This window comes from Streptomyces sp. NPDC037013, assembly GCF_055607265.1.
In genome coordinates, this window is record NZ_JBVJRV010000009.1 from 404,961 (window position 1) to 419,501 (window position 14,541).

At 73.4% G+C, this 14,541-nt stretch carries 12 protein-coding genes; 8 read left to right on the forward strand and 4 right to left on the reverse strand.

Annotation, left to right across the window (positions count from 1 at the left end; translation table 11 throughout):
- Nucleotides 1-90: 90 nt before the first annotated feature.
- Genes ACZ7DY_RS32440 through ACZ7DY_RS32450 form a run of 3 tightly spaced genes read left to right on the forward strand, consistent with a single transcriptional unit; the run spans nucleotide 91 to nucleotide 4,934 of the window.
- Complete coding sequence (locus ACZ7DY_RS32440; protein WP_471141763.1) at nucleotides 91-1,113, forward strand: AAA family ATPase; 1,023 nt, start codon at nucleotides 91-93, stop codon at nucleotides 1,111-1,113.
- The gene (locus ACZ7DY_RS32445; RefSeq protein ID WP_471141766.1) at nucleotides 1,113-2,480 is read left to right on the forward strand and encodes a DUF58 domain-containing protein; all 1,368 of its coding nucleotides are present in this window, start codon (nucleotides 1,113-1,115) and stop codon (nucleotides 2,478-2,480) included. The genes ACZ7DY_RS32440 and ACZ7DY_RS32445 overlap by 1 nt, the downstream gene beginning before the upstream one ends.
- A gap of 36 nt (nucleotides 2,481-2,516) precedes the next feature.
- Nucleotides 2,517-4,934 (forward strand): transglutaminase TgpA family protein, encoded by a 2,418-nt coding sequence (locus ACZ7DY_RS32450; RefSeq protein WP_471141768.1) that lies wholly within the window; start codon nucleotides 2,517-2,519, stop codon nucleotides 4,932-4,934.
- A gap of 283 nt (nucleotides 4,935-5,217) precedes the next feature.
- Here the strand turns inward: ACZ7DY_RS32450 and ACZ7DY_RS32455 are convergent, their stop codons facing one another.
- The 3 genes from ACZ7DY_RS32455 to ACZ7DY_RS32465 form a co-directional block, all read right to left on the reverse strand.
- Nucleotides 5,218-5,631, reverse strand: coding sequence for a DUF3040 domain-containing protein (locus ACZ7DY_RS32455; protein ID WP_471141771.1), 414 nt, complete (start codon nucleotides 5,629-5,631; stop codon nucleotides 5,218-5,220).
- 272 nt (nucleotides 5,632-5,903) lie between these two features.
- On the reverse strand, nucleotides 5,904-6,740 hold the full coding sequence (locus ACZ7DY_RS32460) for a class I SAM-dependent methyltransferase (RefSeq protein ID WP_471141773.1): 837 nt from the start codon (nucleotides 6,738-6,740) through the stop codon (nucleotides 5,904-5,906).
- 98 nt (nucleotides 6,741-6,838) lie between these two features.
- Nucleotides 6,839-7,387 carry an SAV_6107 family HEPN domain-containing protein gene (locus tag ACZ7DY_RS32465; RefSeq protein WP_471141776.1) on the reverse strand — a complete coding sequence of 183 codons (549 nt, stop codon included), beginning with the start codon at nucleotides 7,385-7,387 and terminating at the stop codon, nucleotides 6,839-6,841.
- A 160-nt stretch (nucleotides 7,388-7,547) separates the two neighbouring features.
- Between ACZ7DY_RS32465 and ACZ7DY_RS32470 the strand changes: the two genes are divergently transcribed.
- The 5 genes from ACZ7DY_RS32470 to ACZ7DY_RS32490 all read left to right on the forward strand — a co-directional run bounded on the left by ACZ7DY_RS32470 (nucleotide 7,548) and on the right by ACZ7DY_RS32490 (nucleotide 13,617).
- Entirely contained in the window at nucleotides 7,548-8,345 is a 798-nt protein-coding gene (locus ACZ7DY_RS32470) for an ATP-binding cassette domain-containing protein (protein ID WP_471141779.1), read from the forward strand.
- On the forward strand, nucleotides 8,317-10,401 hold the full coding sequence (locus ACZ7DY_RS32475; RefSeq protein ID WP_471141782.1) for a YhgE/Pip family protein: 2,085 nt from the start codon (nucleotides 8,317-8,319) through the stop codon (nucleotides 10,399-10,401). Before ACZ7DY_RS32470 ends, ACZ7DY_RS32475 begins: the two co-directional genes overlap by 29 nt.
- 47 nt (nucleotides 10,402-10,448) lie before the next feature.
- Complete coding sequence (locus ACZ7DY_RS32480; RefSeq protein ID WP_471141784.1) at nucleotides 10,449-11,069, forward strand: TetR/AcrR family transcriptional regulator; 621 nt, start codon at nucleotides 10,449-10,451, stop codon at nucleotides 11,067-11,069.
- Between the two features lie 388 nt (nucleotides 11,070-11,457).
- Complete coding sequence (locus ACZ7DY_RS32485) at nucleotides 11,458-12,072, forward strand: DUF4126 domain-containing protein (RefSeq protein ID WP_471141787.1); 615 nt, start codon at nucleotides 11,458-11,460, stop codon at nucleotides 12,070-12,072.
- Between the two features lie 30 nt (nucleotides 12,073-12,102).
- Nucleotides 12,103-13,617 (forward strand): phytoene desaturase family protein, encoded by a 1,515-nt coding sequence (locus ACZ7DY_RS32490; RefSeq protein ID WP_471141788.1) that lies wholly within the window; start codon nucleotides 12,103-12,105, stop codon nucleotides 13,615-13,617.
- Nucleotides 13,618-13,642: 25 nt separating this feature from the next.
- Here the strand turns inward: ACZ7DY_RS32490 and ACZ7DY_RS32495 are convergent, their stop codons facing one another.
- The gene (locus ACZ7DY_RS32495) at nucleotides 13,643-14,506 is read right to left on the reverse strand and encodes a hypothetical protein (RefSeq protein ID WP_471141789.1); all 864 of its coding nucleotides are present in this window, start codon (nucleotides 14,504-14,506) and stop codon (nucleotides 13,643-13,645) included.
- Between the last annotated feature and the right edge of the window lie 35 nt (nucleotides 14,507-14,541).

A 14,541-nucleotide genomic window follows, 5' to 3' on the forward strand; every position in this document is an offset into this window, starting at 1 on the left:
GGGGTGTACCGGGTCGCGCGCACGAGTGGCGGCCCGGAAATGGGTATTCCCTGCTCCTCAAGAGCGTGGGGAAGGGCCGAGGAGGGCCGGGTGACGACCTATGACGATCGAGCGAGCCTCACAGATCTGACCGCCACTGCGGAGCGTGTGCGCAGGTCGGTGGAGGGTGTGATCGAGGGCAAGCCAGAGGTCGTACGGCTTTCGCTGACCGTGCTCCTGGCGGAGGGGCACCTGCTCATCGAGGATGTGCCGGGCGTGGGCAAGACCATGCTCGCCAAGGCGCTCGCGCGCTCCATCGACTGCTCCGTGCGACGGATCCAGTTCACACCGGATCTGCTGCCGTCGGACATCACCGGTGTCTCGATCTTCGACCAGCAGCGCAGGGACTTCGAGTTCAAACCGGGCGCGATCTTCGCCCAGATCGTGATCGGCGACGAGATCAACCGCGCGTCTCCGAAGACGCAGTCCGCGCTCCTGGAGTCCATGGAGGAGCGCCAGGTCACCATCGACGGGCAGACCTACGAACTGCCCAGCCCCTTCATGGTGGTGGCGACCCAGAACCCCGTCGAGATGGAGGGCACCTATCCGCTGCCCGAGGCGCAGCGCGACCGCTTCATGGCCCGGGTCTCGATCGGCTATCCGGGCCCGGAGGCCGAGCTGCAGATGCTCGACATCCACGGCGGCGTCTCGCCCCTGGACGACCTCCAGCCGGTGGCGCACGCGCACGAGATCGTGAAGCTCATCGACGCGGTGCGCACGGTCCACGTGGCCGAACCCATCCGGAGGTACGCGGTGGACCTGGTCGCCGCCACCCGCCAGCACCCCGACCTCAGACTCGGGGCCTCCCCGCGCGCCACCCTGCACCTGCTGCGCGCCGCCAAGGCCTCCGCCGCGCTCAGCGGCCGGGAGTTCGCCCTCCCCGACGACGTGCAGGCACTCGCCGTCGCGGTCCTCGCGCACCGGCTGCTGCCCACGGCGCAGGCCCAGTTGAACCGCCGTACGGCCGAATCCGTCGTCCTGGAGATCCTGCAGCACACCCCAGTGCCCGCCGCGGCGCAGCCCGGCCACGGCGCCTACTTCAACCAGCAGCCGCCCGGCGCCCGGAGGATCTGATGACGGCCGGGGGGCCGCCGGCGGGCCCCGCCGAGGACGACCGAGGCGGGCTGCGCACGGCACTCGCGGGACTGACCACCCGCGGGCGTTCCTTTCTCGCGGCGGGTGTCGCCGCCGCCATCTGCGCCTATGTCCTGGGCCAGAGCGATCTGCTGCGCGTCGGGCTGCTGCTCGCCGTGCTGCCTCTGGTCTGCGCCACCGTGCTGTTCCGCACCCGCTACCGCGTCGCGGGCAGCCGCAGGCTCTCCCCCTCGCGGGTGCCGGCCGGTTCGGAGGCCCGCGTCCACCTGCGGATGGACAACGTCTCGCGGCTGCCCACCGGGCTGCTCATGCTCCAGGACCGGGTGCCCTACGTGCTCGGTCCGCGGCCCCGGTTCGTGCTCGACCGGGTCGAGGCGGGCGGGCGGCGCGAGGTGTCCTACCGGGTCCGCTCCGACCTGCGCGGGCGCTATCCGCTGGGGCCGCTGCAGCTCCGTCTCACGGACCCGTTCGGGATGTGCGAACTGACGCGTTCCTTCTCGACGTACGACACCCTGACCGTCATCCCGCGCGTGGAGGCGCTGCCGCCGGTGCGGCTCACCGGCGAGGCCAAGGGGTACGGCGACGGGCGCAACCGCTCGCTGGCGCTGGCCGGTGAGGACGACGTCATCCCGCGCGGGTACCGCCACGGCGACGACCTGCGCCGGGTCCACTGGCGCTCCACCGCCCGCTACGGCGAGCTGATGGTGCGCCGCGAGGAGCAGCCGCAGCGGGCACGCTGCACGGTGCTCCTGGACACCCGGGGCATCGGCTTCCGCGGCGCGGGACCGGACTCGGCCTTCGAGTGGGCGGTGTCGGGCACGGCCTCCGCCCTGGTGCACATGCTCGAACGAGGCTTCTCGGTACGCCTGTTGACCGACACCGGCACCTCCGTGCCGGGCGAGGGATCGGACGGCTTCGCGGGCGCGAGCCAGGAGTCCGCGGACGCCGCCGGGCTGATGATGGACACCCTCGCGGTGATCGACCACTCGGACGGCGCCGGTCTCTCCCGCGCCTACGACGTGCTGCGCGGCGGCAACGAAGGCCTCCTCGTCGCCTTCCTCGGCGACTTGGCGGAGGAGCAGGCGGCGGTGGTCGCCAAGATGCGTCAGCGCAGCGGCTCCGCGGTCGCCTTCGTGCTGGACAGCGCGGCCTGGGCGCAGGGCCCGGGGGGCGGGCCCGTCGGCAGCGGGGCGGCGCGGGTGCGGATGCTCCGCGAGGCGGGCTGGACGGCGCTCGAGGTGCTGCCGGGGGCGCGTCTCGAGGAGCTGTGGCGGCAGGCGGACCACGCCCGCACGAGCGCGGGCCCGGCGCCCGCCGCGGGCACGACGACCGGGGGATGGGCATGAGGACCGGGGTACGGGCATGAAGGCCGGGGTACGGGCATGAGCGGACGCGCACGGCTCGCGGTGTGTGCCACCGCGGCCACTCTCATGGCGTCGGGGTCGCTGCTGCCGCTCGTCGAGCCGGCGACGTGGTTCCTGCAGGCGGTGATCCTGCTCCTGCTGCAGAGCGGGGCGGGGGCGCTCGCCCGGTGGCTGCCGCTGCCCAGGCCGCTCACCGTGGCGGCGCAGGCACTGGTCTCGCTGTTCCTGCTGACCCTGGTCTTCGCCCGCGAGCAGGCCCTCGCGGGGGTGCTTCCCGGGCCCGAGGTGTTCCACCGGTTCGGCGTGCTCCTTGAGGCGGGCGGCAACGACGTCAGCCGGTACATGATCCCGGCCCCGCTGAGCGACGGCATCCGGCTGATGCTGGTCGGCGGCGTCCTGATCGTCGGCCTCGCCGTGGACGCGCTCGCGGTGACGTTCCGTACGGCGGCCCCGGCCGGGCTGCCGCTGCTCGCCCTGTACTCGGTCGCGGCCGGGCTCTCCGAGGGCGGCGCGGGCTGGCTGTGGTTCCTGCTGGCCGCCGCCGGGTATCTGCTGCTGGTCCTGGCGGAGGGGAGGGACCGGCTCTCCCAGTGGGGCCGGGTGTTCGGCGGCGCCGCGCGTGCGCCGGGCCGGGTCTCCGGCGGGCTCGAGAGCAGTACGGGGGTGGTCGCCCCGGTGCGCACCGGGCGCCGCATCGGCGCGGTGGCCCTGGGCATCGCCCTGGTGGTGCCGCTGGCGCTGCCCGCCCTGGACGGCGGCCTCCTCGGCGGCTCCGGCGGTCCCGGCGGCGAGGGTCCGGGCGGCGGCGGCACGATCTCCGCGGTGAACCCGCTGGTCGCGCTCCAGGACAGCCTCAACCAGCCGGAGGACCGCGAGGTCATCTCGTACCGCACGAACGCCACGGGCACCGACGACCTGTACCTGCGGATCGTCTCGCTCGACCAGTTCGACGGCACGACGTGGAAGACGACGGTCCGGCGCATCAAGGACGTGCCGTCGCCGCTGCCGACCCCCCTGGGGCTCAGCCCCGAGGTGCGCAGGACCGAGATCCAGACGAACCTCTCGGCCGCCGAGAACTACGCGCAGAACTGGCTGCCGATGCCGTTCCCCGCCAGCCAGGTGAAGATCGGCGGCCGCTGGCGGTACGAGCCGGTCGGCCGCGCCCTGGTCGGCGACCGGGGCCAGACCACGCGGGGCGCGCGGTACCAGGTCAAGAGCCTGGTCGTGGAGCCCACGGCCGAGCAGCTCGCGGCCGCGCCCGCGCCGCCGGAGAGTCTGCGGCGCGAGTTCACCAAGGTGCCCGACTCGCTGCCCGCCATGGTCGGCGCCACGGCCCGCCGGGTCACCAAGGGCGCCGCGAACCCGTACGAGCAGGCGGTCAAGCTCCAGGATTACTTCATCTCGGACGGCGGCTTCTCGTACAACACGCGGGTCCGCGCGGGCAGCGGGCCCTCGGCGATCGAGCGGTTCCTCAAGCAGAAGGAGGGCTTCTGCGTCCACTTCTCCTTCGCGATGGCCTCCATGGCGCGGACGCTGGGGATACCGGCCCGGGTCGCGGTCGGTTTCACGCCGGGCACCGCGCAGGCGGACGGCTCGATGTCGGTGGGCCTGCGGGACGCGCACGCCTGGCCCGAGCTGTACTTCGAGGGGGTGGGCTGGACCCGCTTCGAGCCGACCCCGAGCCGTGGGACGGCGCCCGAGTACACGAGCTCGGACATTCCCCCCGGTGACGTGAGCGATCCGGACGCGCCGGAGCCGGCCACCTCGTCCGAGCCGTCCGCGGCGCCGTCCGCTTCGGACACCTGCCCGCCCGACCTGAAGAAGCAGGGCGGCTGCCAGAGCGCCGCACCGCAGGTCACGGTGGGTTCGGGCGGTGACGGCCCGCCCATCGGGATGATCGTCGGCCTCTCGCTCGGGGCGCTGCTCGTCCTCGCGTTGCCGCTGCTGCCCCTGCTCTGGCGGACCCGGGCGCGGGCGGTACGCCTTGCGCCCGGCGGGCACAACGGGGCGGATCCGGCGGCCCGGACGCTGGCGGCCTGGCTGGAGGCGACCGATACGGCCTGGGACCACGGCATCGTGCCGGACGAGTCGCTGACCCCGCGGAAGGCGGCCGCGCGGATCGTCCGCGTCGGGCAGCTGACGGCGGGGCCCGCGGCGGCCGTCCACCGGCTCGCGGCTGCGGTGGAGCAGGCGCTCTACGCCCCGCACCCGCACCCCGCGACGGGCCTCGCCGACGACGTGGGGCTGGTACGGGATGGCCTGAACGCCTCCGTCGGGCGCGCGGCCAGGCTCCGGGCGCTGCTGGCGCCGCGTTCGGCCGCGCGGGTGGTCTGGACGGTCTCGGACCGCTGGGCCGCGTTCACCGCGCGCTGGCGCGACCGGGGCGTGAAGCGGTGGACGACCCTCACCCGCAGGCTGCCGCGGCGGGCCGGGTAGGGGGCTGAGGCGGCCGGGCCGTCTCGCCTCCGGGCTGGCCGGCCTCGCCTCCAGCCCGGCCGGCCCGGCCCTCCGTACGCATCGGCCTCCGTAGGCGGACCTCCGTACGCGTGGGTCTCCGCGGTGCCCGGGAGCTTCGACCAGCGCTCCACCGGGTCCCGACCGGTCCTTCAGCCGACCGGCTGCCGCCGCGTCGTCCGCAGACGCGTGTGGGGTGATCACCCGACCGGGCGATCACCCCACACGTGCATACGTTTGTTCGGTCAGTCGTGAGCCGCTGCGCTCACTGACCGCCCTGCTGTTCGTCGCGGCGGCGCTGCCACCGCTGCTCGATGCGGTCCATGACGGAGCGGCGCTGCCTCGCCTGCCGACGGGTCGGCGCCCCACCCGGCGCGGCGGCCGCGCCCGCGGGCTGTTCGCCCGGCTTCGGGGCCTTGCGCCAACCGGTGACGGCGAGCACCGCGCAGCCCAGCATGACGAGGAACCCCACCACGCTGATCCAGATCTGCTGGGCGACCATTCCGGCCATGAGAAGGGCGATGCCCACCAGGAAGCCCGCGACCGCTTGGTAGACCCGCTTCCGGGTGTACGTACGCAGCCCGCTTCCCTCAAGCGCTGTCGCGAACTTGGGATCTTCGGCGTACAGCGCTCGCTCCATCTGCTCGAGCATGCGCTGCTCGTGCTCCGAGAGCGGCACGGAGTCCTCCTCATCGTGCAGTCGCCGGGGCGACCGGGGGTCCCCTTCAGGATAGGCAGGGAATCGCCCCCGTGAAACCCGCCCCTCTACGCCAACTTCGCCAAACCGGACCTTCACGCCGCCCCGGCTCACTGGCGTGCATTCCCCAGCGGCCGATCCGTCATGCAGAACGGTGTCCCTCGATCATACGGCGCCCGTAGCCCGTTCGGGGGCCTGTGGCGTACTCCATGTGCTGCTGCGTCCCTGATCAGCAAGTGGGACGCGGCAGTCCCTCAGGCCGCTCCGGCGCCCCGTACCTCACCGAGCACATGCAGCTGGGTGGCCACCGAGTGGAAGGCGGGCAGCTCCGCCGCGGCCGCCTCCAGCTTGAGGAGGGCCTCCATGGCGCCCGGCTCGGTGTCCACGAGGACCCCGGGGACCAGGTCGGCGAAGACCCGGACGCCGTGCACCGCGTCGACCCGCACGCCCGCCGACTCGACCAGCGCGGTGAGCTGCTCGGCGGTGAACCGGCGCGGCACGGGGTCACCCGCGCCCCAGCGGCCCGCCGGGTCGCTGAGCGCCGCCTGGGCCTCCTTGAAGTGCCCGGCGAGGGCCCGCGCGAGCACCGCTCCGCCGAGTCCGGCGCCGAGCAGGCTGAGGATGCCGGAGGGGCGCAGCGCGTCGACGGCGAGGCGCACGCCCTCGGCCGGGTCGTCCACGTACTCCAGGACGCCGTGGCACAGGACCGCGTCGAAGCCGCCGCGCTCCACGACGTCGAAGAGGCCGAGCACGTCGCCCTGGACACCGCGCACCCGCTCGGCGACGCCTGCCTCGGCGGCCCGGCGCTCCAGGGCGAAGAGGGCGTTCGGGCTGGGGTCGACGACGGTGACGCGGTGGCCGAGCTGGGCGACCGGTACCGCGAAGTTGCCGCTGCCGCCGCCGGTGTCGAGCACGTCGAGCTCGCCGCGCGACTCCTGGCCCGCGGCCTGGGCGCGGCGGTCGAGGGCCTCCTTGAGGACGTCCCAGACCACGGCGGTGCGCAGGGAGGCGCGCGGACGAGGCGAGTCGGAGCGCTGCGACGCCGGCTGAGTGTGGTGGTGGGAGGCGGGCGGGCGCATCGGGTCCGACACGGCAGTTGACTCCTCGGCGCATGGGGTTGCGGATCACCCCCACCTTATTGCCTGGCGTCCGGTGCCCGGGTCACCCGTCCCGCGGCGTGATACGCCGGTCAGCCCGCCTCCGGCGGCTCCTCTCCGGCCCCGTCCCGCTCCTGCCTCGGCTGGGGCAGGACGGGCTGGAGGACCAGCATCCGCTCGACGATGCGCAGGAACATGGCCACGTCGCGGAGCAGGTCGTCGGCATCGCGGGTGGTGGCGGCGTCCTTGATGCCCGCCTCGGCGCGGGCCCGGCGGGCGGCGCCGGATGCGAACAGGGCGCTCCACTCGGTCAGTTCGGGGGCTATCTCAGGGAGGACTTCCCAGGCGCTGCGGATGCGCTGCCTGCGGCGCGGGGTCGTCTCGGGGCGGCCGCGCGCGGCGAGGACGGCGGCGGCGGTGCGCAGGGCGGCAAGGTGGGCGGTGGCATAGCGCTCGTTGGCCGCGTCCAGGTGGGCGGCCTCGTCGATTCCGGCGCGGGCCTGGGCGAGCAGTTCGAGGGCGGCCGGCGGGGCCGTGGCGCGGCGCAGGACGGGGTGGACATCGCTCGCCGGGCCGGTCAGTGAGGGAGCAGGGCCGACGGCGCGGTGCCGACGGGCGGCTGCTGCGGAAGTGCTGGCCATGACGAACCTCCTGTCGTCGTGTGACGGCGCAGTGGCCGTATGTGCCCATCGTGGAGTACGCCACTGACAATCGGCTCTGACCTGGGGCTTTGCCTCGATCGCGGGTTCGGGCTTACTTTTGTACTGACCAGTCAGTTCAAAAGGAGGGGGAGGGGGGACTGTGAACGGTCCGACCGACGGCGTGCGCGGAGCCGCCGTCACCGCCGAGGGCTTCGGTCTCGAGGGGCCGCGGGGCTGGGCGTTCCGCTCCATCGGTTTCGAGGCGGAGCCCGGATCACTGATCGCGATCGAGGGCCCGTCGGGGACCGGCCGTACCTGCCTCCTGCTCGCTCTGACGGGACGTATGCGCGCCACCGAGGGCCAGGCCACGGTCGGCCACTTCCGGCTGCCCGGACAGCTCGCCGCGGTGCGCCGGATCAGCGGGCTCGGCCCGGTGCCCGGCGTGACCGATCTCGATCCGGCCCTGACCGTGGCCGAGCACCTGCACGAACGAGCGCTCCTTGAGCGCCGGTTCGGCGGCCCGCTGCGCGGACTGCTCAGGCCGCGCGAGGAGCGGCGGAACGAGATGCGGCTGCGCGTCGACGCCGCGCTGGCCGCCGCCGGACTCGACCCCGAAACGCTGCCCAAGGGCCGCCGTACCGCCGTGCGCGATCTGGAGCGGCTCGAAGTCCTGCGGCTCTCCGTGGCGCTGGCCCTGATCGGCCGCCCGCGCGTGCTGGGCGTCGACGACACCGACCTGAAGCTCTCGGACGCCGAACGGGCCGAGGCCTGGCGGATGCTGGCGTCCCTCACGGACGACGGGACGACCGTCCTCGCGGTGTGCAGCGAGGCTCCCGAGGGCGCGGTCGTGGTCCGCACCGGCACCCGCACGCTCGCGCAGGACACCGAACCGCACTCGGACGGCACCGACGACGACAAGGAGACGGCGGATGCGCTCGCCGAAGCTCGCCGCGCTTGAGCTCAGGCGCTTCGGCAGGGGGAAGCTGCCGCGCGCCGCGCTCGTCGCGCTCCTGCTGCTGCCCCTGCTGTACGGCGCCCTGTACCTGTGGTCCTTCTGGGACCCCTACGGCCATCTCGACCGCATCCCCGTGGCGCTCGTCAACGACGACAAGGGAGCGACCGCGCAGGGCAAGAAGCTCGCGGCGGGCGACAACATCGTCGAGAAGCTGCGGGACAGCAAGACCTTCGAATGGCACGAGGTGAGCGACGCCGAGGCGCGCAAGGGCGTCGAGGACGGCACGTACTACCTGTCCCTGACGATGCCCGCGGACTTCAGCAAGCGCATCGCGTCGAGTTCGGGGTCGTCTCCGGAGACGGGCGCCCTGCGCGTCAGGACGAACGACGCCAACAACTACATCGTCGGGCAGATCTCGCGGACGGTCTTCTCCGAGGTGCGCTCGGCGGCGTCCACGAAGGCGTCGCGCTCCTTCCTCGACAAGATCTTCATCTCGTTCTCCGACATCCACGGGAAGACGCAGAAGGCCGCCGACGGCGCCGACAAGCTGGACAGCGGCATCGGCAAGGCGAAGAAGGGCTCCAAGGACCTCGCCGACGGCCTGAAGAAGGCCAAGAAGGGCAGCGGTGACCTCGCCGGGGGCGTCAAGAAGCTGCACACCGGCGCGGGCGAGCTCAAGGACGGCTCGAAGAAGGTCGCGGACGGCACGCAGAAGCTGGCCGACAAGGTCAACGGCACGGCGGACGAGGTGCGGCCGTTCCTGAGGGACAACGGCAAGAGCATCGGGGACACCGCGCAGCTCGTGGCGGACTCCTCCAAGGCGCTCCGCCGTCACCTGAGCACGTGGGTCAAGCTCGCGCCCGGCGCCGCCAAGGGCGCCGAGGAGGGCTCCCGGGCGATCGGCGCCTTCTACACGGAGCGCTGCGTGAAGGCCCCGGTCCCCGAGCCGTACTGCCCGAAGATCAAGGAGGCCAAGAAGTCCGCCGAGAGCGTGTCGACGATCGCCGACGACATGAACACCGTGATCAAGGACCAGAATGGTGACGTGGCCAAGCTCGACAAGCAGCTGGCCACCCTGCAGAAGAAGTCGCAGGCCCTCGCCGACCGCGCCCCGCACCTCGACGAGGACCTGGAGACGGCCGTCTCCCGGATCAACGAGCTGAACAAGGGCGCAGGCAAGGTCGCCAAGGGGGCCAAGAAGCTCCACACGGGGCTCGGCACGGCCGAGACGGGCGCGAACGACCTGGACGCGGGCATCGGCAAGCTGGAGACGGGCGCGGGCGACCTCAAGGGCGGTCTGTTCAAGCTGGCCGACGGCTCCGCGAAGCTGTCCGGCGGGCTGCACGACGGAGTCAAGAAGATCCCGGACTACGACAAGAAGGACCGCGACGAGCGCACCGGGGTCATGGCGGACCCCGTACAGCTCGCCTCCCGGTCGCTGCACGAGGCGCCCAACTACGGCACGGGCTTCGCGCCGTACTTCATCCCGCTCTCCCTGTGGGTCGGCGCGATGGTGGCGTACATGCTGATCCAGCCGCTCAACCGGCGCGCGCTCGCCGCGGGCGCCTCCGCGTGGCGCATCGCGCTCGCCGGCTGGCTGCCGGTGGCCGCCGTGGGCGTGCTCCAGACCGCGGCGCTGCTGTCGGTGCTGCACTGGGGCATCGGTCTGCAGATGGCCAGGGCGGCCGGCACGGTGGGCTTCCTCTGCCTGGTCACGGCGTGCTTCGCGGCGATCGTGCAGTGGCTCAACGCCCGCTTCGGGGCGGCCGGGCGGATCCTCGTCCTCGCCGCGCTGATGCTCCAGCTGACGTCGGCGGGCGGCACGTACCCCGTCCAGACGAGCCCCGGATTCTTCAGCGCGATCCACCCCTTCCTGCCGATGAGTTACGTCGTCGAGGCGCTCCGGAGACTGATCACGGGCGGCGGCCTCGGCCCCGTCTGGCAGGGCTGCGCGGTCCTGACCGCCTTCACCCTGGGCGCCCTCGCCCTCACCGCGCTCTCCGCGCGCCGCAAGCAGGTGTGGACCCTCGACCGGCTGCATCCGGAGCTGACCCTGTGAGGGCGGCGGGTCCGGGCCGGGCGGCGGAACCTGTGAGAATCAGGGCCATGGACAGCAGTGCAGGCAGCACCCGTCGCGAGGCCACCCGGCAGAAGCTCTACGAGGCCGCGGTCACCCTCATCGCGGAACAGGGCTTCTCGGCCACGACGGTCGACGAGATCGCCGAACGGGCCGGGGTCGCGAAGGGCACCGTCTACTACAACTTCGCGAGCAAATCGGTCCTCTTCGAAGAGCTGCTGCGGCACGGTGTCGGCCTGCTCACCGCCTCCCTGAAGGAAGCGGCCGAGGAGACCGACGGCAAGGGCGGCAGCAAGGTCGACGCCCTCGACGCGATGATCAGGGCCGGACTGGTCTTCATCAACCGCTACCCGGCCTTCACCCAGCTGTACGTCGCCGAACTGTGGCGGACCAACCGGGCCTGGCAGTCGACCCTGCTCGTGGTCAGGCAGCAGGCCGTCGCGGTCGTCGAGGACGTGCTGCGGGCCGGTGTGGCGGGCGGCGAGCTGAGCGACGAGATCGACATCCCGCTGACGGCCGCAGCCCTCGTCGGCATGGTCCTGGTGGCCGCCCTCGACTGGCAGGCCTTCCAGCCGGAGCGTTCGCTCGACGACGTGCACGCGGCGCTGTCGCGGCTGCTGCAGGGCCGGGTCAGCGGCACGCGCGCGTAGCGGCCGACCGGACAACAGCCGACCGGAGCACATACGGACCACGGACAGCGCCGGACCGGTGCGCCCTGGTCAAAGGCGCACCGATCCGGCGCTTCTCCGTGTCCCCCCGTAACCCCCCGTACGACCCCCGTGTGGTCGTCCCCCGAGTCACCCCCGTGTCTCGCTCCCGCCGCTCGGCGGCGGGAGGAGCGGCCAAGGGCGCTGCACCGTTCCGCCGCCCCGTGTCGGCGGTACCGGCGCCGCGCCCTTCTCCGTGCCCCACACTCTTCCGTCTTCGCAGGTGGGGCCCCATCCGCGCGCGTACTCATCTCTGCCACTAGGTACGGATACTCAGGCGTGCGCGCTCAACCCCGGGCCGCCGGGGTCCGCAATGGTTACGATCACGTCCGTGTCCGTACTCCCCCTGGTGTTCACCAGCGGCTGGGCGAGCGGGATCAACGCGTACGCCGTTGTCCTGCTGCTCGGCGTCTTCGGGGCGACCGGTGTCAGCGACGAGGTCCCCGAGGCCCTCCAGCGGCCCGACGTCCTGATCGTGGCCGGCGTGCTCTTCGTGTGCGAGGCCGTGGCCGACAAGATCCCGTACGTGGACTCGGTCTGGGACACGGCGCACACCGTGATCCGGCCGGTGTCGGGTGCCGTGGTGGGCGCGCTGCTCGCGGGGCAGAGCGGCTCGCTCCCCGATCTGGCCGCCGGCGCGGTGGGCGGGTCGACGGCCCTGGCCAGCCATGCGGTGAAGGCCGGGACGAGGATGGCGGTCAACACCTCGCCGGAGCCGTTCAGCAACTTCGTGCTGAGCACGGCCGAGGATCTCGGGGTCGCCGGCGTCATCAGCTTCGCGATGTTCCACCCGGCGGCCGCCGCCGTCATCGCGGCCGTGCTCCTGCTGATCGGCCTCGTCCTGCTCTTCTTCCTCGTCTCACGGATCCGGCGGTTCCTGCGGCGCAGGGCGCAGCGGCGCGAGGAGAAGCGGCTCGCGGGCCGGACCGGGCCACCGCCCGACTGACTGTCGGTGGCGGCCGATAAAGTCCCCGGCATGGCACGGATTGTGGTGATCGGCGCCGGGATGGGCGCGATGACGGCGGCCGCCCGGCTGGCCGTCGCGGGCCACCGGGTGGTGGTGTACGAACGCGGGGAGACGTACGGCGGCGCGCTCGGCCGCGTCGAGCGGGACGGTTTCGCCTTCGACACCGGACCGACGCTGCTCCACCTCCCCGCGGTCTACCGCGACTTGTTCGTCAAGACGGGCAAGGAGCCCCTGGAGAAGTGCGTCGAGCTCTCCCAGGTGGAGCCCGCGGTGCGCCATGTCTTCGCGGACGGCACCACGGCCGACCTGCCGAACGCCTCGCGCGCGGGCGTTGGCGAGGCCCTGGACACCGCCCTCGGCGACGGCGCGGGCGCGCGCTGGGCGGCGTTCATGAACCGCGCGCGGGAGGCCTGGGACCGCACCCGCCGCCCTCTGCTGGAAGAGCCCCTGTGGCCCAACTGGGAGGTGCTCGCCGCGCGCGAGCCCTACCCCTCGGTGCCGCACAAGCGCCTGCTGCGCCGTGAGCGGCGCGCGAGCACCCTCAGCGAGGTCGGCGAGCTCGAACTGGGCGGCGATCCGCGTCTGGTGGCGCTCCTGGAGCAGTTCGCGCTCGCGCAGGGCCTGGATCCCCGTACGACACCGGCGAGCGCGGCCGTCCTGCCCTATCTGGAGCAGACGTTCGGCACCTGGTCGGTGCGGGGCGGCATGCGCGCCCTGGCCCGCGCGGTGTACGAGCGGTGCCTGGCCCGGCGGGTCGAGTTCGTGTTCGGAGCGGCGGTGACGCGGATCGTCGAGAAGGACGGGCGGGCGGCCGGAGTGGAGCTCGCGGACGCCACCACGACCGACGCGGAGTTCGTCGTCGCCGGCGTCGCTCCCGCCGCCCTGGCGGGCATGCTCCCGGGGGTGGCCGTGCGCGCGGGGGACGCCCCTCGGAGCCCCGCCATGCCCAGCCGCCTCACGGTCCTGCTCGCGCTGCGCGGCGCCCGGCCCGCCGACGCCCCGCTCCGGACCGTGGTGCACGCGCCGGACCGGACGCGGGAGCTGGACGCCCTCTTCGGCGGCGCCCCCGCCCTGGCGGCGCCCCCCACGGTCACGGTGACGCGCCCGGACGACGCCTCGTCGGTGCCGGACGGGGAGCACGAGGCGATCACGCTGACCGCCACGGTGCCGGCGCGGGCGTCCGGCGCGGCCTCCCGTGAGGACTTCGCGGCGCACGCGGAGAGCCTGATCACCCGCGCCGAGCGGGCGGTGCCCGGGCTGCGGGAGCGCCTCCTGTGGCACGAGGTCCGCACCCCGGCCGACATCGCGGAGGCCACCGGCGCCGAGGGCGGCGCGGTCCCGGCCCCGGCGCTCGCCGCGGCCGGTGGAAAGCTGCTGCACCCGGCCAACACCACGGGCCTGCCGGGGCTCTTCGCGGTCGGCGGCTGGGCGCATCCGGGCGGCGGCCTGCCGCACGCGGGCATGTCCGGCGCACTGGCCGCGGGGCTGATCGTGGAGGGCCCTCAGTTCCGCGGTTCGCAGTGACCGCCGCGGCGGGCCCCGCCCTGGCTCAGTAGCGGTACTGCTGTTCGTTGTGGCCCGAGCCGTCGGGGCCGCCGCCGTTCCCGCCCTGGTAGGGGTAGGGCTGCTCCGGCGGGAGTTCACCGGCGTGCGGCGCCTCGGTGGTGCGCTGGTGCGGCACCCAGACGCCGCCGGGCGGGGTGTCGTTGTACGTCCCGCCGAGTCCGCCGCTGTAGGTGTCGCCGCCGTACGGGGCGTACTGCTGCTGGTCGCCGTAGGCGTCGTAGCTCTGCGCGCCGTAGGTCTGCGTGCCGATGTACGGGTCGGAGTAGGCGGCGTACTGCTGGCGGCCCGTCTCGTCGTATCCGTAGTTCTGCTGTTCGTAGCCGGTGAAGGCCGCCGCGTCGTAGCCGTGGCCCTCGCCGGGGTGGGCGGCGTCGCCCGCGGCGGGCGGGGCGTACGCGGCGTCGCTGTACACGCCGTACTGGCCGGTGTCGTCGGGCAGCGGCTCGGGCTCGTAGACCCCGTCCCCGGGGACGTCCGGGCCGTGCGCGGGCGGCGGCGGGACCTGCTCGTACTCCAGGTCGGAGACCTGGAGCGTCGGTTCCTGCGCCGCGGCGGCCTGCGCGGGCCTCCTGCGGCGCCTGCTCAGGCCCGGCCGCCCGCCGAGCGCCCAGCCGGTGGAGAAACCCCGGCGGAACGACAGCGTCACGTAGGTCTGGCCCGTGGCGAACGCGATGGCGCCGAGCCCGATGATCCACACCGACGGGATCAGTACGCCGACGACGACCCCGAGGAAGCCCCCGAAGGCCAGCAGCCGCCAGCGCAGCCTGGCCTTGTACTGCAGCAGCACCTCGCCGAGCAGCCACAGCGCGACGAATCCGAACGCGATGTAGAGGACCGTCCAGCCCATGTACGCCCCTCTCCCCTACGGCCGCCGCCCCAGGG

What these genes read in the sequence shown, in the direction of transcription:
- ACZ7DY_RS32445 (WP_471141766.1), top strand. Translation starts at nt 1,113, where the DNA reads ATGACGGCCGGGGGGCCGCCGGCGGGCCCCGCCGAGGACGACCGAGGC.
- ACZ7DY_RS32450 (WP_471141768.1), top strand. Translation starts at nt 2,517, where the DNA reads ATGAGCGGACGCGCACGGCTCGCGGTGTGTGCCACCGCGGCCACTCTC.
- ACZ7DY_RS32465 (WP_471141776.1), bottom strand. Translation starts at nt 7,387, where the DNA reads ATGGCCAGCACTTCCGCAGCAGCCGCCCGTCGGCACCGCGCCGTCGGC.
- ACZ7DY_RS32475 (WP_471141782.1), top strand. Translation starts at nt 8,317, where the DNA reads ATGCGCTCGCCGAAGCTCGCCGCGCTTGAGCTCAGGCGCTTCGGCAGG.
- ACZ7DY_RS32480 (WP_471141784.1), top strand. Translation starts at nt 10,449, where the DNA reads ATGGACAGCAGTGCAGGCAGCACCCGTCGCGAGGCCACCCGGCAGAAG.
- ACZ7DY_RS32490 (WP_471141788.1), top strand. Translation starts at nt 12,103, where the DNA reads ATGGCACGGATTGTGGTGATCGGCGCCGGGATGGGCGCGATGACGGCG.
- ACZ7DY_RS32495 (WP_471141789.1), bottom strand. Translation starts at nt 14,506, where the DNA reads ATGGGCTGGACGGTCCTCTACATCGCGTTCGGATTCGTCGCGCTGTGG.